Below are 25022 nucleotides of genomic sequence, written 5' to 3' on the forward strand. Positions count from 1 at the left end.
CCCCCCGGCTTCGCCGGGTGGAAGGAGCCCGCCTGCGGCGGGCATCGAGGCCGGCGCCTGGCGGCGCCTATGTGCCGGGTTGGGTGTCGTTGTTAGGCAACGGTTTTCGAGTTGACGGGTTGGGTTGGATGGCCTGCGGCCATCGCCGGCGGTCGCTTTGCCGTTGTGCTGCAACGGTTTTGGTATCCGTTGGTGGTGATGGCTTCGCCATTGGTCATTCTTCAATCATACTGTATTGCAGTGGTTTTCGGCTACTCCGTCTCGGCTTCGCCTCGACCGTGGTGGGTGGGCTATGGGTGCCGGCCGGCGGATCTGACTCGAGGTCGTTGCCCGACTTGGCATCTCGACTTAGCGCCCGGGCTGCGCCCTAACCCATCATATGCGTTGCGGGGCAGCAGTATTCGATTGCATGCAGCGGCGCCTACGGCGCTCCCCGGCTGCAGTTCCTCGCATCGAGGAGTCGCTGCTACCGCGAGCCCGCCCACTCCCGCACGGACGTTGCCCCGCACTAGTGCGACTGCAATACCTGAGGGTCAATGTTCCTACTGGCCCCTCCCCCACAACCTCGACCCCCTGGGCCCCGCCGGCGACTCACCACTGCTGCCCATCCACTGCCGGCGCCCGGCTCCGCCGGCCACCAAAGCCCGGACAACAGGCCGGCACCCCAGCGCGCGCACACGACTCCACCCCAGAAACCGCCACCTCAACCCGGCCGTCAGCTGAGATGCTCAGCAACCACCGCCGCACAGAAGGGGCCGCCCACCGTTGACCGAGCCGCCACACATCAAGCTCTCCGAAGTCGCCCACACCAACCGCTAGCAGTTTTGGGCCGACGCGCCTACACGGTCGGGAACCGCGGTCGCCTCGGCGAGTGCATATGAGCCCATCCGTGGCTTCAGCCTGCCTCCGATGGGCGCCGGGGACTTGACACCGCTAAGTCCCGTATGCGTTTTGCGCCAATGCAATTCACGCATTTCACATTAAGCTCGCCATCCATGGACCACATCGAGGGAGAGGGAGAGGGAGAGATGACGCCATGGCAAAGACCACAGCTTCACAAACTGACACGGGTGCGGGTTGAGGTGCGACTGCACCCAGAAACGGCTGAGGCCCTGTACGCCGAAGCAGACCGGCGCCAGCAATCTCTCAGTGCGACTGGCGAAGCACTTATCCAAGAGGCGCTGCAGAACGCTGCTAAGCCGACGTCGACGGACTTTCACCAGCCCGGGTAGCTCACCAATAAATCAGCGAGAATCTGCCGGCGCTCTTTGTTCAAGCTGGCAGCTATGTCGCTCAGCCCCGATGCCCCCAGCCCGCGCAAGAGTTTGCCGCCGGCGTCGCCATTGAAGAAGCTCACCATTGCGGCGATAAATACTGCGTCACTCGACGACAGTTCATCTATGTGCTTCTTGATCGAGACGACATCGGGCGGCCAGGCGCGGTAGCTTTCTGGTGTCGGTTTGCCAGAATGGTCGAAGATGCCGGCGTAATCGTGGAAAAGTGCAACGCCACGAAGCCACGCCTCCGAGAACGGGCGTTCGGCCAACGGGTGCAGCCTCAGGTTCCTTTCGTTCGACTGGTGCTCGCGCTTCGCTTCGAACTCGGCTGCATACTTAGCCTCGTCCTCAGTCCAGTTATCGCGATTTGTGTAATCGGGCCAGGCCGCGTGTTCGACCATGAAGTCATCGTCATCGATGCCGGAGTCACCATCACCCATTTGGCAATCATCCGCTCCCCTCCCATCGCACGCAGCGAAACCAGTAGGAGGGGCGGGCCAGGTTCAGCCTCAGTGATCGACTACTCGTGGGCGATCTTGTCGACGATGAGTTGCGCCAGCTCGACGCCGCGGTCGTTGACGTCCATGGCACATGCCGCCAGGTCAACCACCACATTGTTCGTTACCGTCATCGCCCGCTGGCATGACCAACCTGGGTTGTCCTCTTGGGAGCGGGTGATGGTGAGCACGCCTTGCTGCTCGGTAGCGGTGTTCAGCGACCAATAGTGCGCATCGGGGTCGCCTGGGTCCCGGAGGTCGACCCGCCGATCATCGCACCGCGACCACGCCGCCTCCTGGCCGGCGAAGAGTTCCTGCGCGCTGGCCGCATCGGGGAACGCCACTGCTGCCTGATAGACGATGTGGTCGGCATCATCGGGGCGATCGCGCAGCTCTTCGACCCGCACCGCGGTCCACCCACTGCCCTCATAGGTGTGGCGCTGCGCCTGGCCCCATACCAAGCACCCATCGTCCAGTGGCCGGTTCTCGTACAGCCCCTGCCTGGAGCTGGCGACGCTGAGTGAGGCGCCCATGACCGAGCTTGCCTCGCGGGGACTGAGCAGGACACTGGACAGCGCTGCGGTCGGGACCGGTCGCGGAGCCTGGCCCAGCGTGGGGGCCGCGACGACCGTGCCATTGGTGCTGACCGTGCATCCTGCTGTCAGCACACACGCCACCACCGCGCAGTACGCCGGACCGAACCGAAATTTACTGAGCCACCTCCGCTTTGAGTGACTGTCAGCGCGCACTGCACGACCTTCCAGGGCCCCTACCTGACTCGTCATCAACTGCCGTCCTCCCAGCGTCGTGAGACATTCCTATGTTGAAGTACCAGCTCAGCCGCTCGTTTCCGTCATCTCCAAGAGGAGCGGATCCGCCGGGGTCATCCGAGTCATAGGCTCTTCCAGGTGACCTTTGAGTTCGTCGACCTCCGTCGCGGCACCGCGAACCGCTACTCGTGGGTCCCCCCATTCGATGAGTCGCAGCGCTACGACCATGACCGTTGGTGGGATGAGGTGCGTGAGCTAGACGACGACCCCTGGTACGTCCAAGTGCTCGATGCGCGTACCGAGGTGGCTCGGATCAAGCTCGGCGACCGCATCGAGATTGATCACTACGCCGGGGTGCCCGATCTGGGTGCTGAAGGCTTGGAGATCGATTTCTTCGAGGTCGCTACCGAGGCGCGGGGCAAGCGGGTCGGCACGCTAGTCATTGAACAGTTCGCGCGCCGCCACCCTGACCGCCGCCTCCTGGCCTACAGCGAACGCGCCGACGAGTTCTGGGCATCGCTGGGTTGGTCCAGTTTCATGCCGCCGGACTACGACCCCGACCACGAGGACCCCAGCACCCTCTTCATCGCTCCGCCGTGCTGGCAGACCGGCCCCGATTACCTTTCCTGACCCCGGCGCTTTTGGTGCATCAGGGCCCCTCTGGAGCGCCGTAGGCTCTTGGTCGAGAGCAAACGGACCAACAGGGGAGGTACCGAGATGAGGCGAGCAGGAATCAAGGCGCTGGTGGCCGTGGTGGCGGCTGGGGCGCTCCTCGGGGCCGCGACGGGGCCGGCCGCTGCGTGGCCCATCCCGTTGAGCGCCGATGAGACCAATTTCCTCAATGGTGTCCGCGGTAACTTCCCCGGCAACGATGACCAGCTGCTGCTCGCCGGCAAGCAGGCGTGCCGACTGCTCTACACCGGGCAGCCCGCTCAGGCGGTCATCGACGCCACTGCAGGCCAGTATGGGGCGAGCCCTGCCCAGGCTGCGAGCTTGGTGGGTGCGGCCCGCGGCACCATGTGCACTCAAGCGCCCGGCTGATCGCTACCGCACGGCCACGGTGGGCCGCCTTCGCAGCTGAGCGTGTCGCAGCAGCAGTGCAGGATGAACGCCGTGGGGAAGCGCGCTCGGTTAGACCGCCGCAGTAAGCGGCACATCAAGGTCGATGATGCCGCCGACGTCGTGGCGGCGCTGCGACTGTGGGCAGGCGGCGGCGGCACACGTGGCCCCGATGGCCAATGGATGCGCGCTGCAACAACCGCGATGTTGAACCGTTGGGACGCCAGTCCCGTGGTCCTGCGCGTCGACGGCGACTTCGCCTCCGCCCTCATCGACTCGCACACGGATGTCGAGCTGGTGCCCGACTGGCTCGACCGGTTTCCCTTCGACGCCATCGCCTACAGCCTCGCCGAACCGCTCTCGCTGCACGACGGCATTCGTCTGTGCCACTACACCGGCATGATCGCCACCGGCATCCGCTCGGTCGACGCCGCCGGCACCCCCGGGCTCCATCGCGGATCGGAGGCGGCGACGAGCGAGGACCGCTGGCGACTCGACGGCGCACAGTTCACGCGCTATGTCGACGTTGCGGGGTCAGACGGGGTGCGCTGCCTCTGGGTCTTCAAAGAGGACGGCGACCCGCGCCCTCGGCTTCAGACGGTCACGTTCCAATTGCGCGGTGAGCTGGCCGACCACGCAACCACCCTCACCGAGCTGATCGACGCCTCGGTCTCAATGGCCACTGACTTTGAACAATCCCAGGGCCGGGAGCTGCCCACCCTGATCACCCTGTCGCTGTCGTTGCTGCTCTATACCGCTGCCACTGATCCTGACCTTGATTGGCCCCCACCCGAGCAGATCGCACGGCCCCACCAGATCAAGGCCACTGACATCGGAAACCTCGGCTGGCGTACTGGGGCGGCTCTACGTCAGCACCGGACGCCACCAACCGGCCAGCCAACTGCCACGGCCGGCGCACCGGGTTCCCACGGCCGGCGCCTACCCGCCCACATCCGCAAGGCACACTGGCACCGCGTCCGGATCGCCGAACGAAACGCCACCGGCCGAGTTGTCGGCAGCTTGCAGGGCGCCCAGGGAGTCGACTGGCACTACGAATTGCGGTGGTACCCACCCACTCCGGTCAACGCTGAGCACGGACTGAACCCTACGGTCCGCGATCCATAGCAACGGGCGCGAAATCTGCCGCCCCTCGCGACGGGCCGAAGCGCCCGCGCGAGCCGAAGCGCCGCGCGGGCCTCCTCGACCCCCCTTTTCGCACCTAGGCGTCGGCGAGTACCTCCGCCAGAACCTCGATCGCGGTTCTTTGCCCATCAAGCTGGCCGTGGGGACCCGACGAGTACAGCTCTTCGAAACTTAGTGCGCCAACGTCTGATTCACGATCACCCTCATCGAAAATTCCGACAAAGCACATGTACGTTTGGGCGATTCGGTTCCGCCCTGTCGGGTAGAACTCCGTGTACATCTCTGGCTCCAGCCCCTCGACAATCTCGTCCTCGTCCTCGTCCTCGTTAAGTGCCTCCAGCAGCACCGAGACGGTGTTTCCATCGGGTCCCGCGGTATCGGCGCGCAGGGAACCGTCGGGTAAACGACGCCACGTCAGGCCCCGCACCTCTGTGGAATCGCTCGCTTGCAGGTACGCGTCGCCCACCCTGGCGAAGGCCTCCAATACATTCTGCCGCAGCACTGTTCGGTCATAGTCATCCCACGCCTTGCCGCTCTTATCACGTAGATGTTCCCGTACCCCAGCAGCGACTTGGGTCGCCTGGGCGCGCACCTCTGCGGAAGCGCCAGGCCGCTGACTGATGATCGCCCCCGCCATTCGCGCCTTACCGTCCTCTCCAGCGCCGATCTCGTAGCCGATTCGAGCGAGAGTGCTCACACCGCCCTCAGTGATGCCGAGTCCTGTTGCCGCAGCGACTAATGCATCATCATTGAGTTCGTCCACGAGCGTCCGAATGAAGTCGGCCAGTTCGTGAGCGTGCCTGGAGTCCACCTGGCCGACGGTTCCCCACCCGCCGGCCATCACTACATTCCAAAGCTGCCCTGTGTCAGCGTCCTTCTGCAGAGGCACTGCGTTTGCCTTATCCAACATCTTGTCGATGAGACCTCGAACGAACGGGTCACCCATCGGGATGGTGAGGATTCGCAGTAGTTCTGTGTACACATCGGGGCGGGGAACGGCCAGCATTACTGCGGCCCTTCTGCGGCGATCGCTTCCTGGGGACCGTTCGGTGGCGCGGCGGCCTTCGGTATAGCCGCTATCGTGCTCGGCTTGGTACGCGCGAGCCGCCTTCTTGCGGCGATTGTCTCTAGTCATGGCGTTCACTCCTCGCAGTTCGTAAGGCCGAAATCCCGCGCAATCCCGACCTCACTCGATTGCGAGTGGTGTCTTCGCCCTAGGTGCGATTCTGAGAACCTTGCGTCAGTGCAGTCGCTGCGCGGCGCATCTACATAGACGTTTTATCGGCAAACACCCTTTGCCACTGGGGCAAGGCTAGCACCGTGCGGTGTGGTACGGAAAGAGTTTGAACATTGCATTCCGGCTGCAATGCGTCTCAGCTTCTTGCGTGTCGCGGTCAGCCTTTAACCCAGTTGTCCTGGAGTGCACGCGTCCCCGCGATCGCGTCCTTGAGTGACGGTGCGGTCTGCAGTTGATCGAGCAGGACCCAGAGTCGTGACGACGGGTAGATGCCGGCGCCGTTGGGGACGGGTTCGAGCGGCGGAAGTCTTGGACCGAGGTCGTACACGGCGTGCGGTCGGTCGCTGGCGTCGTTCGCGGGTAGGTACGGGTATCGGTCGCGGATGGTGGGGACGACATCGGCGTGCATGATCCGGTGGATGCGTTGCACGGCGCCGGCCCACCGGAACGCCATGAAGTTCGGCGGGTCGGTGGGCCATCCCCCGACGCCGTAGGGGTGGAAGTAGCAGAGGTGATCGGTGACGAACTCGCGGTATGTCGGGGTGCCCTCGCCGCCCGGGCGGGTCTTCGCTGAGCACCACGCTGTAGACCAGGCTGTCGGCCACTGTGCGCATGCGTATCACTTCCAGTAGGTAGGTGTGCAGCTCTTCAAGCCAGATACGTTCTCGCCCACGGCATATCGATCGGGTGGCGGCGATGTCGGCGAGGACGTCGCGCCACGGTAGGTGCACCACGGGGACACCTTGGATCTCGGTGGGCAGTTGCGTCTCGGCAAGCGCAGTGGAGGCCTGGGATAGGGATACCAGTGCGCCCGACCCGGATCGGTGGATGCGCGAGACGTATTGCGCCAGTTGCATCTTCGTGGGAAGCAGCCAGTCCCGTTTGGCCTCGAAGATGACCAGCGCTGAGGGCAGTCGCACCTCAAGGTCTGTGCGGCCGATCTCGGCACGGACTTCCAGCGCGAAGCTGATGTCTTCGCCTTCTCCGAGCGTCGGCCAGACGCGGCGGAGTATTGCATCGCTGAGTGCGGTGCAGCGCGCCATGGTGAAGCCGAGTGCTGCGGTCAGGTCGTTTTCGTTCTGGCCGAGCAGGCTGAATGCCGATCCCACTTCGGTGCCGTATCGCGTCAGCGAGGCCACTCAGTCACTCCTCCCCGGTTTCGACCCAGTTCGTGCTGCCGCGGCGGACGGCCCGTGGGTCGTCTGACCGGGGACCTGTCATTGTGCCCGGTCGCGGGCTCAGGCCGGGTCGGGACAGAAGTCGATGTCCTTGCCGTCGACGTTGACCGTGGCTGACCACCACCACACCGGGCCCAGGGCGTCGAGGCCGGCCTGGGGTAGCACCATGCCGATCTCGCCGGGGGTATCGGTGTCGGCGAAGCCGTCCATGTTGTGCTGGGTGCCTTCGGCGAAGGGGAAGTAGAAGTAGCCGATCTTCTGCCCGTCGAGTGTCTTGTAGCCGAGCTGCACGCTCGCGCCATCTGGGTTGGTGGCCAGCAGGGACCAGAGCACGGTCCCGGTCGTCGGCACGTCCCCGGTATAGGTCATGGTCACCTGAGCGCTGGTGCCGGCGCGGCCGGCCATCTCTCCGACCTTGACGTCGACGGCGGTGAGGTCGATCGGTGTGGCGGAGACAGTCGACGTGCACGAGGACTGCGGGCCAGCCAGTACCTTGCCTGGTGGCACTGCGGGAGGTGCTGCACGAGCAGGAGGGGCCGCGGCGGGTGAATCGGTCGTGGAGATCGGCAGGCTCACCGACGTGGTGACGGTGGCAGCGGGTGCGTCGGAGGTTGAGGCCTCTGGTGTCTCGGATGCGTTTCCGCATCCCGCGACGATGGCGACTACGCCGACCGCGCCACACACGATTCGGGCATGCCGTCCCCGACTGCGCTTCATGCTCAACCCCCTGGTCGTTAGTGTTCCTTGGCAAGCTACGCCACCGGCTCTGGCGCGGGCCGGTTCACTCCCCGGCGAGCGCTCGCAGGTGGGCGAGGGTGATGTACGGGTTGTATGACCCGGGCCAGGGTGAGTCGTCGTTGAGGAACGCCTCTGCGGGCAGCCATCCGATGGCGTAGTCCAGCTCTTCGTCATCCAGCTCTTGGCCGCCCCACGCGGCGCCGAGATGCCGCGCGTAGGACGGAAGCCTGTTCTCGTCATCGACGTAGACCGCTGCGTTGGGGTCAATTCCCAGCGCCGCCATGCGCGCGGCAGCGTTGGCGATCGCCTCCCGTTCCTGGCCACTCGTGCGACCGGGGGCGGTGGGGCCGGTCTCGTGGGCGGCGGTGTGTGCGGGCTGCGTCGTGGCGGTTAAGTTCAGCATCTGTTGCGTCCCTTCGCGGGTTCGGTAACCGAACGCTCGCGTTCGGCCGGTTCGCTGTATGTCGTTGTCCGACAGCATTAATGATACGTATGGCCACCGACATCGGCCCGCCCGAACGGGATAGTCGATCCGATCGCGCGGAGCAGGTTTTCTTCCCCGCCGCGGCGCCGGCGATCCGTCACTTCAGGGTGAACAGTGTCAGCTCCAGCTCGTCGGGTTCGGCGTCGAGCGCGCGGGCTGTCTGGTGCATCCACTTCAGGTACACCGCGTATCGGTACGGGCTCCACGCCACTGATCGGCCGCGGCCGACGACGAGGTGCGGGATGCCTGCGAAATCGCGCACTCTGCGGGCGAGCACGTTGTCCAGGATCAGTGCGCCGGGGGTGGTGAAGTAGAGGAACTTGGTGAAGAACGCCGGGCCGAAGTTGTCGATCCGCGACCACCCGTCGGCGTTGGCGGACGCGCGCTGCTTTGGGTCGTACCCCCCGTAGAACTGCGCGTACCCCGCGATGACGTCGTGCTGTGCGGCTTCTGCAGCGGCCGTGAGCATTTCACCGAGTCGCCCATGGGTCCCCTCGACAATTTCGCGGTAGCGGTGTGGCCCGTAGCCGATACGTCCGGTGCCCCAGATGAAGCTGGCAGCGAACACCGCCGGCCAGTCACCTGTGGCGGCCAAGTCGAACACATCGCCGCGGGAGACGCTGGTGGTGTCGCGCAGCGCCGGGGGCAGGGCTTCGCCCCAGTTGGTGCCAATGTCGATGCGGTGCCCGCGCACTCCGCCCTCCCCGAGCGCGCGGCGCTTTGCAGCCAGTCGGTCTCGCAGGGTGTCGAGCTGCTCCGCGGCGAGGGCATGGCGTGCGGCCTCTTCCGCGGCCTGGTCGTCGTGTTGGTAGCTCATCTCGTCCTCCCCTTGGCGGCCGCGTTCACAACCTCTGGCCGGGTTCGACCTAACCATGACGGTGCGGCCACGCGGCGGCCGGCGCGGTGCTGCGACCTGCGAATTCTGTTCCGTGTCTCGATCATGAGCGAGGATCGCGCCATGACCACCTCTACACCCCAACCCGACATCAGAAAACTCGACGCGGCGCTTGAAGAAGCGCGGAAAATAGCCCGAGACGACGCCCACGAGGCGCACTCACGGGCTCTGGGCCACCCGCCCGAATCCACCCCCGATCCTCCGGCGAGCGAGATGATCGGGCTGGCTGCCGTTGCGGCCGTCATCGAGCTGACGGCGCAAGTCCACCATCTGACCGTGGCGGTTCGTGAACACACCACCGAACTCGAACAGGCGCGGTGGCGTACTCAGCAGGTCTAAGTCCGCGCGCCCCGATTACCGATCGGAGAGCAGCCGAAGGTGACCAGCGTCTGGGTCTTGGCGTGCTCGCGCAACGCGCTCTAGCGCGGAATCGGCTGCGGGACTGCCTTTTTGAAGTAGGCGCAGTACGGTGTCTCGCGCTTGAGGGTTGAACGGCTCAGCGTGAAGGTCATCGCACGCGATCTTGAGATCGCGGATGAAGTCGCGCACTACAGTCCAGTCCGGGTCGTTGGTTCCCGACGTTCCCGTCGCAGCGTCCATGGCCTGACCGTCCTCTCGCCTCGTCGCGACCAGCCACCACGTCGAACGTGGGACCTTTTGGTCGCTACGTAGATCCTCACACGCCGCCAGGAGGGTCACGTGCACCAATTTTCGACGCCCGGATACCGCCTGTGAGCTGGCCTTTCACATGACGCGGCCGCGACAGTCACTCGAGGAGGCGCGGTCAGCCTGACCGTCGTGCTTCGAGATCAGAGGCGCCGGCATTGTCGCCAAGCACGTATTCCGAGGTGTCCGGCAGCCCGGCCTGGCGCGCGGCCCGGTCGGCGACGGATAGCAGCCGCCGCAGACGACCGGCAAGTGCGTCCTTGCTCAGCGGCTGCTCGGCCATGCGGCCCAGTTCCTCCAACGATGCGCCGGGGTGCGCGATCCGCAGGTGCCCCGCCTCCGCGAGATGTGCCGGTGCGGTGGCGCCGAGGAGGTCGAGCGCTCGGGACACCCTGGCTGCGGTGGCTGCGCCGGCTGCTTCTGAGCGTCTGCGGTTGGCGTCGTCGAAGTTGGACGGCCGATCGAGCGGGACGCGTTCGACGCTGCGCTGACGGCGTTGCATCCAGGTCTGGTGTGTCTGGACCGCCCCTATGCGCCGCAGCATCTCGCCGGCGCCTTCGGGGTCGCGCACAACGACGCGATCGACGCCCCGGATCTCGTTCATCTTCGCTTGCACACCCAGTCGGCGCGCGGCGCCGACGAGAGCCAGCGCCGCCTCGGGGCCTGGGCAGCTGACCTCCATGCCGCGCGTGCGACCGTTCTCCACCAGCGACCCCCGCGCGACGAACGCTCCACGCCACGCCGCCTCCAGGTCAGGAAGCTGACCGGTTACCACGTGGGCGGGCATGCCACGCACCGGCTGACCGCGAGGGTTCAGCAGCCCGGTCTGGCGGGCGAGGGCCTCGGCGTTGTCGGTGACCCGCACCAGATACTTCTCACCGCGGCCGCCGGCCGGAGCGACCGGCCGAATCGTGGGGGTCTGTCCGAAGAGGTCGTGGACGTCTCGGCATAACCGCCGGGCGGTACCCAGCAAGTCGACCTCGGCCACGACGGCCAGCCGCCCGTGGGCGACCTGCAGACCGCCGGCGAATCGGAGCAGGGCCGAGACTTCGGCTTTGCGCGCCGAGGGTGAGCGCACCACCAGCTGGCTCAGTTCTGCTTTCGCATCGCCTGTTGCCGTCATCGTGGGTTCTCCTTGAGTGTGCTCGCCGCGGCGGAGCCCGACGCGTGTGCATGACCGGTCCGCGAGAGACCGTGTTCGCCTCATGATGCCCCAGGTTGTGGACTCAACCCGGCCCCGACAGCTGACGATTTTCGATAACTGGGCCTCGGTGAGAGTGGCGAATCGAACCACACCCGCGAGAAGACGTGACGTGCGACAACCACGACATGATCCCCAGTCGTGGGAATATTGATCTCGACACGGGAGGGAGCACCGCGTGGCTGACACAGCTGATCGAGCGCGCCAGGCGCTCATCCTCTGCGCCATCGAGGTCACTCTGCGATGAGCACCGGCGATGAGGTAACCCAGATCCTCGACCAGTTGCGGGGGCTGTTGGGCGAGGGCACGCCGGTCACGGCCCCACTGCCGTCGCAGGTACCCGCCCAGATCCAGCAGCGTCTCAATGCCCTTCCGGGCGGGTTGGGCACCTTCATCGACAAGTTGATCGACGAGCGCAAGAGCCAGGCTGAGATCAGCGCCGCCCTGGCCGAGGTCGACCCTTCGCTGGTGCCTGTCGTCGACGAATCGGCGGCCAATGTGACCGCAGCCCGCGATGAGCTCAACGGCACCCAGGACACCTACGCCGACCGGCGCGGCCAGTTGGCTCCAGTGGAGGGCACGCCCATGGGGCAGATGGGCGTGCTGCAAGCCAAGGTCGATGCCGTCGGCAATGGCGCCAACACCGTGCGGGCACAAATGCCGCCGGCTGATCTGCGCCGGGTGCTCGTCGACCGTCTCGCCCAGCGCTATTACGAGCAGGCCAAGGCGGCGATGCAGGGCGCCGGGGGCGGCATGCCCGGCGGCGGCATGCCTGGCGGTGGCGGCATGCCCGGCGGTGGCGGCGGGATGCCCGGTGGCGGGGGCGGTTCACCGTTGAGTGCGCTGTCTTCCCCGGCGGCGAGCTTGGCGTCAGCGTTCTCGCCGGCGTCCTCGACGAAGGACAGCTCCTCCGGTGAGCAGCGATCGGCCTCGGCGCTGCCGTCCGGCCGCGGAGGCAGCGAGGCCGGCCGGCGGATGGCGGAGAAAGCGCTGACCGCGCAGGGGTTGCCGTATGTGTGGGGCGGCGGCAACGCCAGCGGCCCCACCGGCGGCGGGTTCGACTGCTCGGGGCTGTCGCAGTGGGCCACCGCGCAGGCAACCGGAGAGAACATCCCCCGCACGACCTACGACCAGATCAAGCTGGGCACGCGGATCAACCCAGCCGATGCTCAGCCGGGCGACCTCGTGTTCTCCCGGTTCAGCAGCCGCGGCCCCGAGCACGTGCAGATCGCCCTGGGCGGCGGTCAGGTGGTGCACGCCCCGCAACGCGGTGATGTGGTGCGCATCGCGGCGATGCCCACCGATGTCGTGGTCAAGCGCATCTTTTAACCGGACGCTTCGCCACATAGATTGTGCGCGAGCGCCTTACGAAACCTTCTGCTCTAGGTCCAGCAACCGCTGACTGCCCGCCTTGAGTTCGGCTGCCAGCCATTTGGCCGCTTTGCCGTCGAGTTCGAGGAAGCTCGTCGAGCCGCGGTACTCGTGGGTCTCCCGCGTGTCGATGACGATGAACGATGCACCGTTCTTGATCTTGGAACTGGCGCCGAGACTGATCTCTTTACTGCAGTGCGGCAGACGAATTCGCTGCAATCGGTCGTCCTGTTTCCAGAGTCCACGCTGAAGAGCTACTGCCAGCGCGTGAGCGATCGCAGGCTCCAGGTCGGCCGCCTCCTTCCACGAGCCCCACGGCAGTGGACCCTCCCAACGCAGATTCACGCTCGGCGTGTGCTCGCCCACGGTGAAGCTGGTGGTGACTTCGTGGCCGAGGGTATTGGTGATGGTGACGGGTCGGTGTCCGGTGAGCTGCTCGAACAGCACGGCCCCCTGCTCGTCGATGTCCCCCACCACGGACTCGCGTTGCGCGGTGAGCGCATCGAGCTGGGCGGTCAGGCGGTCGTACTCACGCTCCAGCTCGGCAACGCGCTGCGCCGACCGTTGGTAGTGCGTGCGCGCTTCTGCAGCGCACCGCCGCGGCCCGCCGGGTTCGTCAGCTGCCTTGCACATGCGCCCTCGACGTGGCCGACATGATGGGTCGCACTGGCGACCATGGTCTGCCCCGGGCGTCCACTGCGGCGGACCCGAGCCGGTGTCTCGATAGCCGGGGGCATGCCCTGTTTGGCGCCATGCGCGTGCTCCTCCTCGCGGTGAGCGTCAGGCTGGGTCACCTCACGGGAGCATCGGAAAGCCCCGCGGCCTGCGCTACTGGAGAAGTACCTCGCCGCACGCTTGTTTCCGTCGCCGGCTGACCGATTGCGAAGGAGCGCCGGTCACACCCGGCTATCCGCCGCGCGGTCGCCCCAGTCGGCGGACAGCGCCGACATCAGGGTCCACCACCTCTGATGAAGCAGCGTTCGGGAGCGTTCGTCACCGTCGCCGCGGTAGGACGGCGCACGCCGAACCCAGGTCCTGGCCAGTGACTGGGCGACGTCGGAGACAATCCAGTAGAGCAGCTCATCCTCGTTGTGCGTGCTCACCGCCGGCTGGTCGGTCGGCCGGTAGATCAGCTTGTCCTGATCGAGGCAATAGCCTGGCTGAGCGAGCGCGCTGGGGATCTCCAGTGGGGCGCCGCGGGGCCGCTCTCCGGCGACGACGGTCAGACGGGCGATCCAGATGCTCAGTTGGGCACGGATATTGGCGTTGCGCTCACGTAGCCTTCCGGGCAGGTCTTGGTCACCTCGTGCGTCTTGGTGGCGGGGCGGTTGCCCGACCATATCGACGGTGGCAGTGCCGATCTCGGTCACGGTCGGGCCACCTGGGCCGAGGTCGTCACCGGTGACCACGGCGATGCGTACGGTGCGATTCCGGTCGCCGGTGATCCAGGTAGCGGCATCGGTGTCGGCGGTGATCACCACATCGGAGATGGTTTTGGCGCGTTGCGCCCCGGTGTGTTCCTGCGCGACGTAGCGCGCGGGGCGGCCGAGTGTCACGAGCCAGCGTTGCGCGGTGTCATCGGCGGGGTCGAGGGGGCGCACCAAGGTGGCGTCGACCGGCAAATCGATGCTCAGTTGGCCGTTGGTCCTCAGGCTGTGCAGGATGAGACCGCCGGCGGATGCCGTCGAATTGGGTTGCGCAGTCATGACTGTCGACCTCTGGGCCTCCTCGCTGCCTGCGGTCACGTGCGATCGCTGCCCGGTGTCGGTGTGCGTGACCACGTGGGTGTCGCCTGATGCGGCGGCGGGGTCCGCGGTCAGCTCGTCGGGGAGATCGTCGATGAGGATGACGGCGAGGGGATGCTCGTTGGGCGTTTCGGCGGCCTGGGTGGCATCCAGGACGTAAGTGAGGTTCATGGCAAAGTCGGTCATGCCGGGATGCGGTTGGTCCCCTTGCCGGTGCGGCCACACGGTCACCTCGGTAACCCACGCGAACGCTCCAGCGTCGTCGCGGCCTAGTCGCTGGGCGGGGAGGCCGGCCGCGGCAGCAGTGTCGTGGAGATAGATTTTCCACGGTTCGTCGAGGGCGGCGTGGAACACCGGGTCGCCCGTGGTCTCGTCGAGGCGCAGATGCACTGTTGATGCGGTAGCTGGCACCTGTGAAGCCAGTTCCGGCGGACCGGTCTGTACGTGCTTGATCACGAATCGCGACACCTTGGTTAATTTACCGTCGGCTCACTCGGTTTCTGCCCGCGAGCACTGGTTTTCTTCCTCGGCGGTGGACAGTCTGCGGTCGACGGCGACGCTGCAGTGAACCGGCCAGGCGCCCCGCGTGCGCTGGGGTTGCTGCGCTGCTACCTGGTGTCCGAACCGGCGGGCGAGGCCTGGCCGCGGCGTTCGGCAGCGATGTCGATCGCCAGTTGCATCTGGTCGGCGGTGAACATCCACCCCTGGTCAGTCCATGTGCGACCGACGAGCTGGCCGATGGCGGGCTGCGGTAGTCCGCTGGCGTCGGCGACGTCTTTGACGGTGAAGAGATGCCCGGAGACCGGGGCGCGGCGCCCGCGGCCAGCACGGTGCATCGGCAGCACGTTGTCGGCCATGGTCTCCACCATAAGACGTGGCGCCGGGCTATTTCTGCACATCTTTTTTGGCACCTGACCAGCGCAGGTGTCACGTCCCCGCAGCGTGGGGCACCAGACTGGCGGCGCCGGGCGCGCTACGCCGGCCGCCTGGTCACTGCACCACAGCTCAGGGCCGGGCTTGCGATCGCCACTGGCGGGACGTGTCATAGTCGCTGGTCAGGGGGCTCCGCACGCTCGGCGGCAAGGCCGATGGGCTCGCCCCGGTCAGCCGGCAGGCTACATTTGCTCACCATGGCGGCGCCGGCACTGAGCCCCGACTGTCTGGGCTGGGCGCGCGCCGCCGGCTACGCCTGGAGCACTGACGACTCCACTGACACCCTCGTGCTGCGATCGCAGATGGGTCCACCGACGACGCGGTATCTCATCCGCCAGGTGCGAGACCGGCTGCGGCTGACCCAGGCCGACGACGACGCCGAGGAACGCACCCTGTTGTACGCCGCGGACCGGGAAGTGCTCGAACGGTTCCTCTACGGCGTGTTCGGCGATGACATCCGCGATGACCTTGGCCTGCCCTACCTCGAACTGCCCTGGGCTGCTGATGATCTCGCTGCCGGGTTCACCCTTGGAGAGTTCGACCGTGGCTACCGAACACTGCGCCGCGGCGGCGTCCCTGTCGCTGCAGCCCCGGATCCGACCCTCAGCCTCCTGGCGCTCGTTCCGCTGTCTCACTTCCTCGGTTTCACCGCCGCGGCGCTGAAGACAGCGTTCTTCGCTGAGGATGGTGCACCGTTGCTGACCGGTGGCACCTACTCCGCCGGCAACCGCGCCGGCTCGGGCGGTGCCCCGAGGGGTGCCTGACACACCCTTTCGGGGCACCGCCGCCGTGCTCAGCTGGCCTTGAACTTGAGTTGAGCCACTACGCACTCGGTGGGTTCGACGTCATCGCGCACACCGAGCAGGACGGGCTGATAGAGCGCGCCGCCGACCTGGGCGGCGTAGAGGTAGCGCACCTCGACGACATCGCCGAGCTGAGGAACGTTCTGATTCGCGGGCACCGTCACGTTCCCGACGCTGCGCCAGTCACCGTTATCGAGCAGGCTCACGCCCACGCTGCGCTGTTGGTTGATGGTGGTGACCACCGCGGATGCCGTGGCCACGAACTTCAGCTTGAGCTGCGTGCCGCCGCTGCTTGGGCGTCCTTGCCGATAGGGGCCGTCCCATCGCTTGAACACCGCCCCCTCAGCGTTGCGCGTCCGAAGTGTTGCGAGCTGGTCGGCCTTATCGGCGGCGTCGGTCCAGCAGTCGACGTACCCGAGGTGCGCTGACGGGCCTGCGGTGTCGAGCAGGGCAGTCAGAGCGCCGTAGCGGGCACTGTAGGGCTGCTCACGCAGCTCGGTACCGTCGTGGGAGAGCATGTCGAACACATGGAAGCGGTCTCCGATCGCCTCTCCGTCGAGCACGAAGTCACCCGGAATCGCCTGTGCCGCAGCGGCGATAGGTGCTGCGACGTTGATGACTAGACCGAGCTTGTTGATGCCCTCGACGGTGCCGCCGACCTTGCGCAGCATGAGCCGCCGTCCGTCGAACTTCTCCTGCATGACCCACAGCGGGTCAGCCACGACGCGGCCGACTTCGGCCTCGTCGATGACGTTGAGCAGCTGCGGCACCAGCCCGCTGACGCGGCCCGCATTCTCGCTGTGCAGGTAGGGGGTTCCCGCCTCCCCGTCGGTGTATCCCTTGGATCGCTTCTCTGACAGCACCTTGTCGAAGATCCGCAGCGCCGCGGCGTGATCGACCGGCGATTTGGTCTTGGTTCCGGTGGCTAAGGTTCCACCTCGACGACCGTAGGCAACGTTCACAACGTAGCCTCCGCCGTCGGCGGCGTCGATCTGCGCGCGGTACACCTTGTCGCTGGAGCCGGACTTGAAGTAGAGGGTCGCCGATTCTGCGCAGTTATCCATGCTGAAGTTCCCTTCGTAGGTGAGCAGACGCGCACGCCTGCCCGTTTGGACGAACACCGTAATTCTACGACGGGGCACCGACATTCACGGTGTGGTTCCGCGGCCCCCATCTCGCCGGTGACCGCGCGGGCCTGTCCACACGCAGCCACCCAAGCCCGACACGCTGTGATCGACGAACCGGCAGGGCAGCACGACCCCGGGGGTGGGTGGTGGCCGATGTTGAGGCCTGTCGCCCGATCGGGCATATACTGGACGCTAGAGCCGCGTCGCATGGCTGACCCCGCGTCGTTCAGGTGCCCGCATCACCGACGACAGTAAGGGCTAGGTCCTTTGGATCTGCGACACACACCGATCACTATTGGTAGGCGTGGGGTGCGGGGCTGCGCCGATCGAGTACGTGATTGGAAGTCACTGTCATGACGAAGAATTCGTTTCACAAGAAGAATGCCCGCGCCCTCCAGGCCGCGAATCCAGGCCTGAATTTCCACGATGCTATGGCTGCGCTCGACCGCTCCGCGCCGCCCCCTCCCGGTCACGCGTGGGCTCACGGCCAGCAACTGTGGGTGCGCACCCTGGCCGAGGAGACCCCCGTCCGCTGCTACCTGTGCGGGCGAACCTCCAGCATCGTCTCGTTCGGCGACCTTGCAGTCGACCACGGCCGCGTGCAGATGTACTGCCAGCACCATCAGTGCGACGCCCGCGAGGTCGAGGTCATCGTCGTCGACGACGGCACCGAGGCGACCAGGAAGCGCTCCGATGTGCGCATCCTGGCTCACTACCCTCCGGTCACTGACCGGCCGCGGTGGTGGGACCCAGACCCGCGCCGCACGTGGGCTGCGGGGACGCCCCCGCATGTGCGTGCCTCCGGTCAGCGGATGCCGTGTCTGTTCTGCGGAGCCCTGAGCTGCACAGTGGCCCCCGGAGACGTCGCCGGGGATTCCGGGCGCATCCGCATGCGCTGCCATCACGCCGCCTGCGCCGTCGTCGAGTTCGAGGTGCTGCCGATGCGGGACGGCGGCGGCTCCAGCGAGCGCCCAGACGTGGCGGCGATCTATGCCCTCCACCCGCCCCGCACGACCCGCGGCGAGATGCACGGCCCCATCGAGATCATCCCGCTGGTGGATCCGGATCCGCCGTCGGACGAGACGGTGCTGCAGTATCGCCGGTCAGGGCCGGTGCCATGGGAGTGAGGCAGCGGTGACTGGCAGGGGGAGGCAACCCGCTCACCTTTCGAGGTGAGCGCCCCTCCCCCCGGCCGGCGCCGTCACCGCTGGCGGGCCGCAGCAGCGTTGACCCGCTGTCGGAATGCTTCGATCCACTCCGGCCTCCCCGCGATCAGCTCCGCTCGGGCGCGAAGATCCGCGAGCTGCGCGGCATCGAGTCCGGCGGTGTGTTCGCCGCTGCGGCCGGTGAACAGGGCCGCACCGAAGTAAGGCTGATGAATGGAGCGATACTCCGCCAGCAACAGGGTCGCCAGCGGGTTGAGAGTCGCTGCGATCAGCTCGGCATCATCGAAATCGGGGAAGCTCTCGTCGTCGGTCCACATGTCGATGTGTTCGGTGGCGTCGGTGACGGTGTAGAGCCGGCAGCCGATTGCCTGGCGGATGGTCGCCCCGAAAGTGCCGCTGTCGCAGGGGGTGAGGTCGATGGTCTCGATGCTGGCGTCGATGCCGATGAGCAGTGCCTGCCCGACGCCGACGGCCGCGCCGGGCCGGTGGTCGTTGGTGATGTCATCGGAGCGCAGGACGGCTGCGGGGTGCGTGTTGGTGAGCATGTCGGGTGGGCCTCCTGGCCTGTGGGGACCGGGCGTGCACGCTCGGCCGGGTGGGTGGTTCGTCTTCGACTGTATCGGGAGCCACCGACAAGCCGCTGTGTCGGTGGCCTCCGATGCGGATGCCAATCAGTACATAGCCCAGTCGATTTCGTTGACGTCGACACCGAACTCCTCGGCGGCGCGCTGATAGATGTCGTCGAGGTCGAGGCGCACTTGCTGGCCGTTGGCGTGGACGGCGATGCTGTAGGCGCTGAGGTAGCGCAGCTTCTCCGATCCGGCGTGGACGAACACCGCGACCTGCCCGTCCTGGAGGTGCTCGGCGATCATGTCGGGGACGAACAGTTCGGTGGGCTCGGCGTCGTCGTCCTCGGTATAGACGAGCTGGCCCCAACTGCCGGCGGCGTCGTTGTCGGAGACGCAGATGACCACTGCGTCCGCTCCGCGGTCGGGCCGGGCTTCGACGATGAACTCCGCGCCCGCCAGGGCGGTCTTGAGCGCGTCGATGTCTTTGACCTTGAAGATGTTGGTGCGGCCTTTGCCGTAATAATCCGCCATGCGTTTCTCCCTGCCGTTGTGCGGTTTGGTGACCGAGTGCTCGCACCCGGCCGTATCCGTCATCCCTGGTGACTGACTACCGCAATTCTATTGCAGGGCACCGACACTGCTGTGTCATTGCTCGGCGTTCCAGTCACGCATTCCGTCGCGGATGGCGGCCATGGCCGCGGTGTCGTCGGCGTTGTAGCTCAGCAGCCACTGCCGGGCGCGGGCAGCGCGGGGGTGCCCGTCCCGCGCCTCGTCGCGGTGGGTCTGCGACTGGACACCTCCGGCGTCGGTGGCCTGCCAGCCGAAGCCGAAGAGCGGTGCGACGACTTTGATGCTGGTGCCGTGCACGGTGAGGAACTGTTCCTTGAAGACGCGCTCCAGGTCGGTGAACACTCCGTCGTCGGGGTGGAGTAGGTCGGCGATGTCGCCGCCGAGGATGCGTCGTAGCCGCGACGGTTCGGCGGCTGACCAGTGGAAGACGCGCACCGTGTGTCCGTCCGCGAGGGCTTGGCCGTGCAGCTCGCGCAGCCAGCGCACGAAACACTGCGCCAGTGCCCGCTCCTGGGCGGCGTCGTCGACACTCCAGTCGGCGAAGGCGTGGAACTGGGCGGTGGTCTCGTCCCGGCCGCGCCGCACACGTGCGCCCCAGAGATAGACCCGGCCCTCGGTGTCCCATTCGATGTCGAGGTCGACTTCGACATCGGCTCCAGGCACCGCGACGGTTTCGCCGGCGATGAGGGTCAGCGCAGTCCCGGCGGTGATCATCGCTGCGCGCTGCACGGCACCGCGCAGCCGGGACCGCGCGTGGTCGCGGCCGCGGTGTGAGGTCTCGGCGTAGTAGCTGTCGAAGAACCGGTCGTCGTCGGGGTCGACGTCGGCCAGCGCGGCGGTGGTGGTGATGCCCCGGCGGCGCAGTGTCAGCCATTCGCGGGTGTCGAGGCTGCCCACGGTCAGTGCTCGGGAGGCGTCGTCATCGCCCATCTGCTCTGCGCAGACCTGCTCGTAGGGGCAGGTGCGGCACTCGGGTTGCCCGACGGGTTCCACGAGCAGGGTGTCCCCGGTGACCGCGGCCGCGGCGACGTCCACCCGGAACTGGTGCTCGTGGTCGTATCGCTGCAGCAGTGTGCGGGAGGCCTTGCCGCGGCTTCGGGAGTACGTGTGGCCCAGCGGTTCGGTCAGGTCATGCCAGACCAGGACCCGCTCCTCCCCTGCCTCGCCGGGCAGGGTGCTGGTGCCGATGATGGCGGCCCACAGATGGTCGGGCCCGGGATGGCGTCCGCAGGCCTGCAGCATCCGGGTGTAGTGCGCCAGTTGAATTCCGTCGTGAAGACGGTGAGTCGTCGCCGACGTCCAGCCCGCTGCGGGCCGGCGCAGTCCCGGTGTGCCGAAGCCGGACACCTGCGCGGTCTTGGTCTTCTTGGCTTCCAGCGTGCGGTGGTGCTTGACGTCGCCGGGCAGGTAGCCGCTGGCGACTCGGATCAGCAGATCGGGCTTGCCGGTGCGGGCGCCGTCGTTGTCGTCGGGTAGCCAACCGCCCAGGATGAGTGGCGCTGCGGCGTCCATGGCGGCCAGCGTCGCCGCGATCGCGTCGTCGCGTCGCAGCCGGGTGCCGATCACGACAGCGCCGGGGTGGACTCGAGTCAGGGCGGTGAACATCTCGGCTTCATAGGCGATACCGGCGTCCAGCCGCGCCTGGTCCTCGGTGTCGGGCACCCATGCCTGCGGATGTGGGCCGAAGTCATGTTGAGTGCGTACCGGGCACTGCTTGGCCGCGTAGCCACCGAGCAGTACCTGTCGTGCAGTGTTGGTGGTCATGTCGGCTGACCGCCATGCAGCGGTTGCGCCGCTCCGAGATCCCATCCCTGCCAGGGCATCCGGCCGCGCGCATCGGGCCAGACGATCTGCTGGGCGGCCAGCACGACGCCGTAGAGGCCCCGCACGGTGGTGAGGTCGTCGGTGTCGTCCATGGCGACGGCGACGACTGACAGCCCGCCGGCCAGCAGGCCGGAGATCGGTTGTCCGCAGGGCAGTTCCCCGTTGTCGACGGCGTAGCGGGCGGCTGCGTTGAGGACACCGCCGGCGGTGTGCGGCGCCAGACCGTAGATCGCCAGTTCGGGCAGTCCTCGATCGGTGAGACCGGTGGTGTAGCTGAACGGGGGCCCGTCCTCGGCGCAGGTGGGGAAGACACCGATCACGGCCCAGCCGTGGGTGTCGATCAACCGGCGGGTGTCGCGGTATCTGTCGGCGGTGTTCATGCGCAGACCTCGCGTCGCCAGGCGTGGCGGTGGCCCTTGCCGGGGCGCTTGTGCATCCGCGCCTTGTTGCGGCTGCGTGGCGTCCGCTGCGCTGGGGAGCGTCGCTGCTCGGCGCGGGCGCGTCGGCGCATCTTCTCCTGGTGATCCACGTGTGTGGCGAGATCGTCTGCGTTGCAGTGCATCGCCGTCTCCTTGTCGTCGGTGACAGGGCCCTCAGGCCGTGCCGGTGTGGGGGCCGCGATCGTGCTGCGGCGTCGGAAGTAAGTGTATCGGCCGGGTGTGACAACGGGCGCGGGTCACGTAACGCGGGCCCGCGCCCTGCCTGTGTCACTCGATGCCGCGGCGCAGCGCGGTACTCATCAATCCGTCGATGTAGCAGTCTGCCTCGGCGAGTTCACCGAGTGTGGGGCCGCATTCTCGGTGCCGCCGGATGGGGGCACGGTGCACCGCGGCGAAGTCGGTGCCGACGTGCACCAGGACCAGGGTCTCCCGCCGCCGGGGGTCGCGAGCGGGCCTGATGTCTGACAGGGCGGTGTCGGTCACCTCGGGCACGACCTCCCATGCCGAGGACAGCCACAGGGCTTCCACGGCGTGGCTGCGCTTGAGCAGTGCGGTGATGGCGTCGGCGGTCGCCTGCTTCTGGTTGTCGGTGTGGGGGGCGGCGATGATGTGCTGGCGCCCCTCAGCGGTGGTGAATAGCAGGATGGGCTGCCAGTCGTCGGTGGGGGCGCGGAAGCCGGTTTGAACCGCTTTGGCGCCGCGGTAGGCCAGCGCCACCAGGTCGGTGATCGGTGCATGCGGCTTGGGGGTGTTCACTGCACCTCCCAGGGGTCGGTCGAGGCGATCGGGTTGGCGTTGCGATCGTTGTACACGCGGCCGAGGTGGGTGTTGAGGTCGGCGAGGATGACGGTGTAGCCGCTGGGGGCTGTCTTGTCCCAGCGGATCAGTTCGCGCGGGAGGTTGCCGATCGCGTCGTTGAGGCCGTCGAAGCTGAACCCGTGGTTGTGGGCTTCGTCGCGCTCGTCGAGCAGACCGGAGCGGTCGTCAGTGAGGGCCAGGCTGCGGTTCTCCTCGTCAACGCACAGGTGCGCGCGACTGGTCTTGATCATCCATGCGCGCACGATTTCGGTGGCGCGCAGGCTGATGGCCTGGTCGAGTTCGTCGCGGTGGCGCACCAGCGCCGAAAGCAGTGGGTCTGAAGCACTCATAGGGGTGTCTCTTTCGGTTGGGGACCGGGCTCGCGAGCCGGGCCGTTGTGGTGCCGATTTCTGTTGTGCCGCTGAACTAATGATAGCGCCAGGGTGTGACACGCAGCGCCGCGCAGGTCGGTCCGGCGCGGCGCTGCACGGGTCACCTAGTCGGTTACCCAGACACGGCCGATCGCGTGACCGTCCTGGTTGGTTACCGCGGTGAAGGGCAGCTCGCGCAGCTCTCCGCGGGCGAGCTGCTCCTCGACGCGCGAGATCACCTTCTTCAGGGCTGAGGCGGTTTCTCGCCAGCCGCGTTCGGCGCTGGCGTCGATCTCGACGTGCAGAGTGCCACGCAATCTCCACTGGCGCTCGGCGGCAGCCTTGAACCCGGCGATGAACTCCTCGATCGACGCCTGCGGGTGTTCGTCGAGTTCGCCGTCCCAGCCCAGTCGGTCGGTCTGCTCGATGGTCATCTCGGTCAGGTTCATGTCGAACCATTCGTCGTCGACGCGGTTCATCTCCAGGCCGACCAGCTCCAAGATGGCGGGCCGGTACTCGGTGCCCCGAACGAGGTAGCCGTCGAGTTCGGCGCGCTGAGCCTCGCTCATGGTGCCGTTGAGCACGATGGTGCCGTAGGTCTTGTCGGAATACTCGTCGCGGAACATGACCGGGATGTGGGTGTAGCTGGCCGATTCGGTGGGGTGCGTGCTCATCAGGGCTCCTCGTAGTTGACCGGGCCCGCGGGACCGGCCGGATGGGATGCAGCGCATTGCTGCTGTCTCTAATTGTATTGGCGCCCACCGACACCCGACAGCTACACCGCAGGTGCTGCGGCGGGGCGGTGTTGCGGGTCTTCGCGGCAGATCCAGCCGTCGCGGACTCTGCGGGCAGGTTCGCCGCAGCACCACGGCAGGGGCGGGAATCCGGCCCCGGTCTCGATGACCGGTGCCGGGAGGTGCCAGTGCTGCCAGGGCAGCAGGCCGGCGCCGAGGGTGACCTGCGCGAGGAATGCGGAGTAGCCGCGCATGTCGTGGGCGCGCAGCCAGTCCAGGTAGTCCTCGATGGAGTCGATTCCGGGGGGCCCGCCTTGGCCGGCCTGGCGGCTGCCGGCCTCGTCGAGCCAGGTGAAGTCCATGCCGTCGGAGGTCCAGTGCCGGATGAGGCGGGCGCTGCATTCGGTGCAGGTGGTGAGGTCGCGTGGATCCTGTGCCGCAGCGTCGGCGGCCGGCGTCTGCGCGGGGGCGCAGTCGCGGCGGGCATCGGCGATCGCGGCGCGCACGGGGGCAAACGCGCACCGTCCTCCGTTGATCTGCGCATGGATCTGTTTCGGCGTGGCCAGGTGCGCTCGGCCGGTGCTCAGGTAGAGCACGGCGAGGTCGTAGGCGTCCCATCGCACGCGGTAGGCGCCGCGGGTGTGGGCCTTGCGGTAGCGCACCGACAGGCCGCGTCGTCGGTGTTCGTCGGCGGTCTCGCCGGGGGCGGGGGTGTGCTGGTGAGGTGTCATGGTGGGAGTCCTTTCGGATCGTGGCTGGAGGTGGAGATCGCCGGGGCTCAGCTGCCGGGGTGGGTGGTCGCCCACTCGGCCATGAACCAGTCCCAGTGGGGACGAATCCTGCTCCCGGACTGTGCTTTCCAGAGGCGTAGGTTCTCCACGCGCACGGTGTCGATGTGGGCTCCGCTTCGCAGAGTGACCGGGGTGGCTAGGGCGATCCACTGCCCTCGGGCTGCCAGCGCTGCGCTGCGCTGCTGTTGGTAGTGGGCGGCTTCGCGGCGCCACTGGCGGGCGTACTCGCCCTCGGGCGGGTCGGTCAGTGCCGCGAGGACGGTGGCGCCGACGCCGACAGCGGTGGGCCCCATCGTTTCGTCCATCATTTTGATTACGACGTCGCCGCGGTGTTGGGCGAACAGGGTGATGGAGGCCCACACCTGCCCGGATTCTTCGCGGTGTGCGGCGAAGTACGTTCCGCCCCAATCGCACCCGTCGCCGGGGGCACTGTTGGAGGCGATGACTTCGGCGCGGGTTCCGCGGACGTACTGGGCGACTTCGGCGCGAGCTGAGCTGCCGTGAGGAATGGCGTAGCTGATTGATCCCATGGTGGTGGTCCCCCTCGTGGGTGTCGGTGACCAGGTGCGCACACGTGGCCGTATGGGTTGTAAAGCGTTGCGCTCTACTGTGTTTACGAGTCTACGGGGTGGGTC

The 25022-nt window shown here is 67.0% G+C and carries 29 protein-coding genes; 7 read left to right on the top strand and 22 right to left on the bottom strand.

Translation table 11 applies throughout. The features are described from left to right. Nucleotides 1-1216: 1216 nt before the first annotated feature. Together RMCN_RS16615 and RMCN_RS16620 are read right to left on the bottom strand one after the other, a co-directional pair. Nucleotides 1217-1717: a hypothetical protein gene (locus RMCN_RS16615; protein WP_110765869.1), complete on the bottom strand. Its 501-nt coding sequence runs from the start codon at nucleotides 1715-1717 to the stop codon at nucleotides 1217-1219. Between the two features lie 80 nt (nucleotides 1718-1797). Further along, on the bottom strand, nucleotides 1798-2442 hold the full coding sequence (locus RMCN_RS16620) for a sensor domain-containing protein (RefSeq protein WP_234787687.1): 645 nt from the start codon (nucleotides 2440-2442) through the stop codon (nucleotides 1798-1800). A gap of 240 nt (nucleotides 2443-2682) precedes the next feature. Here RMCN_RS16620 and RMCN_RS16625 point away from each other — a divergent pair, with 240 nt between their 5' ends. From RMCN_RS16625 to RMCN_RS16635, 3 genes are all read left to right on the top strand, one after another. Further along, complete coding sequence (locus tag RMCN_RS16625; RefSeq protein ID WP_067391259.1) at nucleotides 2683-3174, top strand: N-acetyltransferase; 492 nt, start codon at nucleotides 2683-2685, stop codon at nucleotides 3172-3174. A gap of 87 nt (nucleotides 3175-3261) precedes the next feature. Then, nucleotides 3262-3585: a DUF732 domain-containing protein gene (locus RMCN_RS16630; protein WP_067391262.1), complete on the top strand. Its 324-nt coding sequence runs from the start codon at nucleotides 3262-3264 to the stop codon at nucleotides 3583-3585. A gap of 72 nt (nucleotides 3586-3657) precedes the next feature. Then, nucleotides 3658-4728 carry an AcrVA2 family anti-CRISPR protein gene (locus RMCN_RS16635; protein ID WP_131808554.1) on the top strand — a complete coding sequence of 357 codons (1071 nt, stop codon included), beginning with the start codon at nucleotides 3658-3660 and terminating at the stop codon, nucleotides 4726-4728. 94 nt (nucleotides 4729-4822) lie between these two features. Here RMCN_RS16635 and RMCN_RS16640 read toward each other — a convergent pair whose 3' ends face one another. The 5 genes from RMCN_RS16640 to RMCN_RS16660 all read right to left on the bottom strand — a co-directional run bounded on the left by RMCN_RS16640 (nucleotide 4823) and on the right by RMCN_RS16660 (nucleotide 9200). Beyond that, on the bottom strand, nucleotides 4823-5881 hold the full coding sequence (locus tag RMCN_RS16640) for a hypothetical protein (protein WP_131808555.1): 1059 nt from the start codon (nucleotides 5879-5881) through the stop codon (nucleotides 4823-4825). A 259-nt stretch (nucleotides 5882-6140) separates the two neighbouring features. After that, entirely contained in the window at nucleotides 6141-6437 is a 297-nt protein-coding gene (locus RMCN_RS31530; protein ID WP_234787688.1) for a hypothetical protein, read from the bottom strand. 784 nt (nucleotides 6438-7221) lie between these two features. Further along, complete coding sequence (locus RMCN_RS16650) at nucleotides 7222-7878, bottom strand: hypothetical protein (protein WP_067391272.1); 657 nt, start codon at nucleotides 7876-7878, stop codon at nucleotides 7222-7224. 64 nt (nucleotides 7879-7942) lie between these two features. Further along, nucleotides 7943-8302: a hypothetical protein gene (locus tag RMCN_RS16655; RefSeq protein WP_131808556.1), complete on the bottom strand. Its 360-nt coding sequence runs from the start codon at nucleotides 8300-8302 to the stop codon at nucleotides 7943-7945. A gap of 178 nt (nucleotides 8303-8480) precedes the next feature. Beyond that, nucleotides 8481-9200, bottom strand: a complete 720-nt coding sequence (locus tag RMCN_RS16660) for an 8-oxoguanine DNA glycosylase OGG fold protein (protein ID WP_067391279.1) — start codon at nucleotides 9198-9200, stop codon at nucleotides 8481-8483. 141 nt (nucleotides 9201-9341) lie between these two features. On the opposite strand from RMCN_RS16660, the gene RMCN_RS16665 reads away from it, so the two are divergent. Further along, nucleotides 9342-9617: a hypothetical protein gene (locus RMCN_RS16665; protein ID WP_131808557.1), complete on the top strand. Its 276-nt coding sequence runs from the start codon at nucleotides 9342-9344 to the stop codon at nucleotides 9615-9617. Nucleotides 9618-10062: 445 nt separating this feature from the next. Here RMCN_RS16665 and whiA read toward each other — a convergent pair whose 3' ends face one another. Further along, nucleotides 10063-11067 (bottom strand): DNA-binding protein WhiA, encoded by a 1005-nt coding sequence (gene whiA / locus RMCN_RS16670; protein WP_067391285.1) that lies wholly within the window; start codon nucleotides 11065-11067, stop codon nucleotides 10063-10065. 321 nt (nucleotides 11068-11388) lie between these two features. Here whiA and RMCN_RS31535 point away from each other — a divergent pair, with 321 nt between their 5' ends. Then, on the top strand, nucleotides 11389-12474 hold the full coding sequence (locus RMCN_RS31535) for a C40 family peptidase (RefSeq protein WP_067391288.1): 1086 nt from the start codon (nucleotides 11389-11391) through the stop codon (nucleotides 12472-12474). Between the two features lie 36 nt (nucleotides 12475-12510). Here RMCN_RS31535 and RMCN_RS16680 read toward each other — a convergent pair whose 3' ends face one another. The 3 genes from RMCN_RS16680 to RMCN_RS16690 all read right to left on the bottom strand — a co-directional run bounded on the left by RMCN_RS16680 (nucleotide 12511) and on the right by RMCN_RS16690 (nucleotide 15118). Further along, nucleotides 12511-13149: a hypothetical protein gene (locus RMCN_RS16680; protein ID WP_067391291.1), complete on the bottom strand. Its 639-nt coding sequence runs from the start codon at nucleotides 13147-13149 to the stop codon at nucleotides 12511-12513. Nucleotides 13150-13412: 263 nt separating this feature from the next. Continuing rightward, entirely contained in the window at nucleotides 13413-14717 is a 1305-nt protein-coding gene (locus RMCN_RS16685; protein WP_131808558.1) for an Imm63 family immunity protein, read from the bottom strand. A 152-nt stretch (nucleotides 14718-14869) separates the two neighbouring features. Continuing rightward, entirely contained in the window at nucleotides 14870-15118 is a 249-nt protein-coding gene (locus tag RMCN_RS16690) for a hypothetical protein (protein ID WP_234787689.1), read from the bottom strand. Between the two features lie 273 nt (nucleotides 15119-15391). On the opposite strand from RMCN_RS16690, the gene RMCN_RS16695 reads away from it, so the two are divergent. Then, a complete protein-coding gene (locus RMCN_RS16695) occupies nucleotides 15392-15958 on the top strand; it encodes an Imm61 family immunity protein (RefSeq protein WP_067391815.1) in 567 nt (188 codons plus the stop codon). A gap of 29 nt (nucleotides 15959-15987) precedes the next feature. Here the strand turns inward: RMCN_RS16695 and RMCN_RS16700 are convergent, their stop codons facing one another. Then, entirely contained in the window at nucleotides 15988-17061 is a 1074-nt protein-coding gene (locus RMCN_RS16700; RefSeq protein WP_067391818.1) for a WGR domain-containing protein, read from the bottom strand. A 416-nt stretch (nucleotides 17062-17477) separates the two neighbouring features. On the opposite strand from RMCN_RS16700, the gene RMCN_RS16705 reads away from it, so the two are divergent. Beyond that, entirely contained in the window at nucleotides 17478-18251 is a 774-nt protein-coding gene (locus RMCN_RS16705) for a hypothetical protein (RefSeq protein ID WP_067391300.1), read from the top strand. A gap of 74 nt (nucleotides 18252-18325) precedes the next feature. Here RMCN_RS16705 and RMCN_RS16710 read toward each other — a convergent pair whose 3' ends face one another. The 10 genes from RMCN_RS16710 to RMCN_RS16755 form a co-directional block, all read right to left on the bottom strand. Then, nucleotides 18326-18835, bottom strand: coding sequence for a hypothetical protein (locus tag RMCN_RS16710; RefSeq protein WP_067391303.1), 510 nt, complete (start codon nucleotides 18833-18835; stop codon nucleotides 18326-18328). Nucleotides 18836-18961: 126 nt separating this feature from the next. After that, nucleotides 18962-19390 carry a hypothetical protein gene (locus RMCN_RS16715; RefSeq protein ID WP_084377536.1) on the bottom strand — a complete coding sequence of 143 codons (429 nt, stop codon included), beginning with the start codon at nucleotides 19388-19390 and terminating at the stop codon, nucleotides 18962-18964. Between the two features lie 114 nt (nucleotides 19391-19504). Then, nucleotides 19505-21193, bottom strand: a complete 1689-nt coding sequence (locus RMCN_RS16720) for a ribonuclease H-like domain-containing protein (RefSeq protein WP_067391307.1) — start codon at nucleotides 21191-21193, stop codon at nucleotides 19505-19507. Continuing rightward, entirely contained in the window at nucleotides 21190-21633 is a 444-nt protein-coding gene (locus RMCN_RS16725) for a DUF4262 domain-containing protein (RefSeq protein WP_067391310.1), read from the bottom strand. The genes RMCN_RS16720 and RMCN_RS16725 overlap by 4 nt, the downstream gene beginning before the upstream one ends. Further along, nucleotides 21630-21815 (bottom strand): hypothetical protein, encoded by a 186-nt coding sequence (locus RMCN_RS16730; protein WP_067391313.1) that lies wholly within the window; start codon nucleotides 21813-21815, stop codon nucleotides 21630-21632. Before RMCN_RS16730 ends, RMCN_RS16725 begins: the two co-directional genes overlap by 4 nt. Nucleotides 21816-21960: 145 nt before the next feature. Then, entirely contained in the window at nucleotides 21961-22449 is a 489-nt protein-coding gene (locus RMCN_RS16735) for a hypothetical protein (protein WP_067391317.1), read from the bottom strand. Further along, nucleotides 22446-22841, bottom strand: a complete 396-nt coding sequence (locus RMCN_RS16740; protein ID WP_067391320.1) for a hypothetical protein — start codon at nucleotides 22839-22841, stop codon at nucleotides 22446-22448. Before RMCN_RS16740 ends, RMCN_RS16735 begins: the two co-directional genes overlap by 4 nt. A 146-nt stretch (nucleotides 22842-22987) precedes the next feature. After that, nucleotides 22988-23536 (bottom strand): hypothetical protein, encoded by a 549-nt coding sequence (locus RMCN_RS16745; protein WP_067391324.1) that lies wholly within the window; start codon nucleotides 23534-23536, stop codon nucleotides 22988-22990. A 101-nt stretch (nucleotides 23537-23637) separates the two neighbouring features. Continuing rightward, nucleotides 23638-24327, bottom strand: coding sequence for a hypothetical protein (locus RMCN_RS16750; RefSeq protein ID WP_067391327.1), 690 nt, complete (start codon nucleotides 24325-24327; stop codon nucleotides 23638-23640). 47 nt (nucleotides 24328-24374) lie between these two features. Then, complete coding sequence (locus tag RMCN_RS16755) at nucleotides 24375-24917, bottom strand: DUF6927 domain-containing protein (RefSeq protein ID WP_067391330.1); 543 nt, start codon at nucleotides 24915-24917, stop codon at nucleotides 24375-24377. Nucleotides 24918-25022 lie beyond the last annotated feature (105 nt).

Origin of the sequence: Mycolicibacterium novocastrense (assembly GCF_001570485.1) — a bacterium.
Classification (GTDB): Bacteria; Actinomycetota; Actinomycetes; order Mycobacteriales; family Mycobacteriaceae; genus Mycobacterium; species Mycobacterium novocastrense.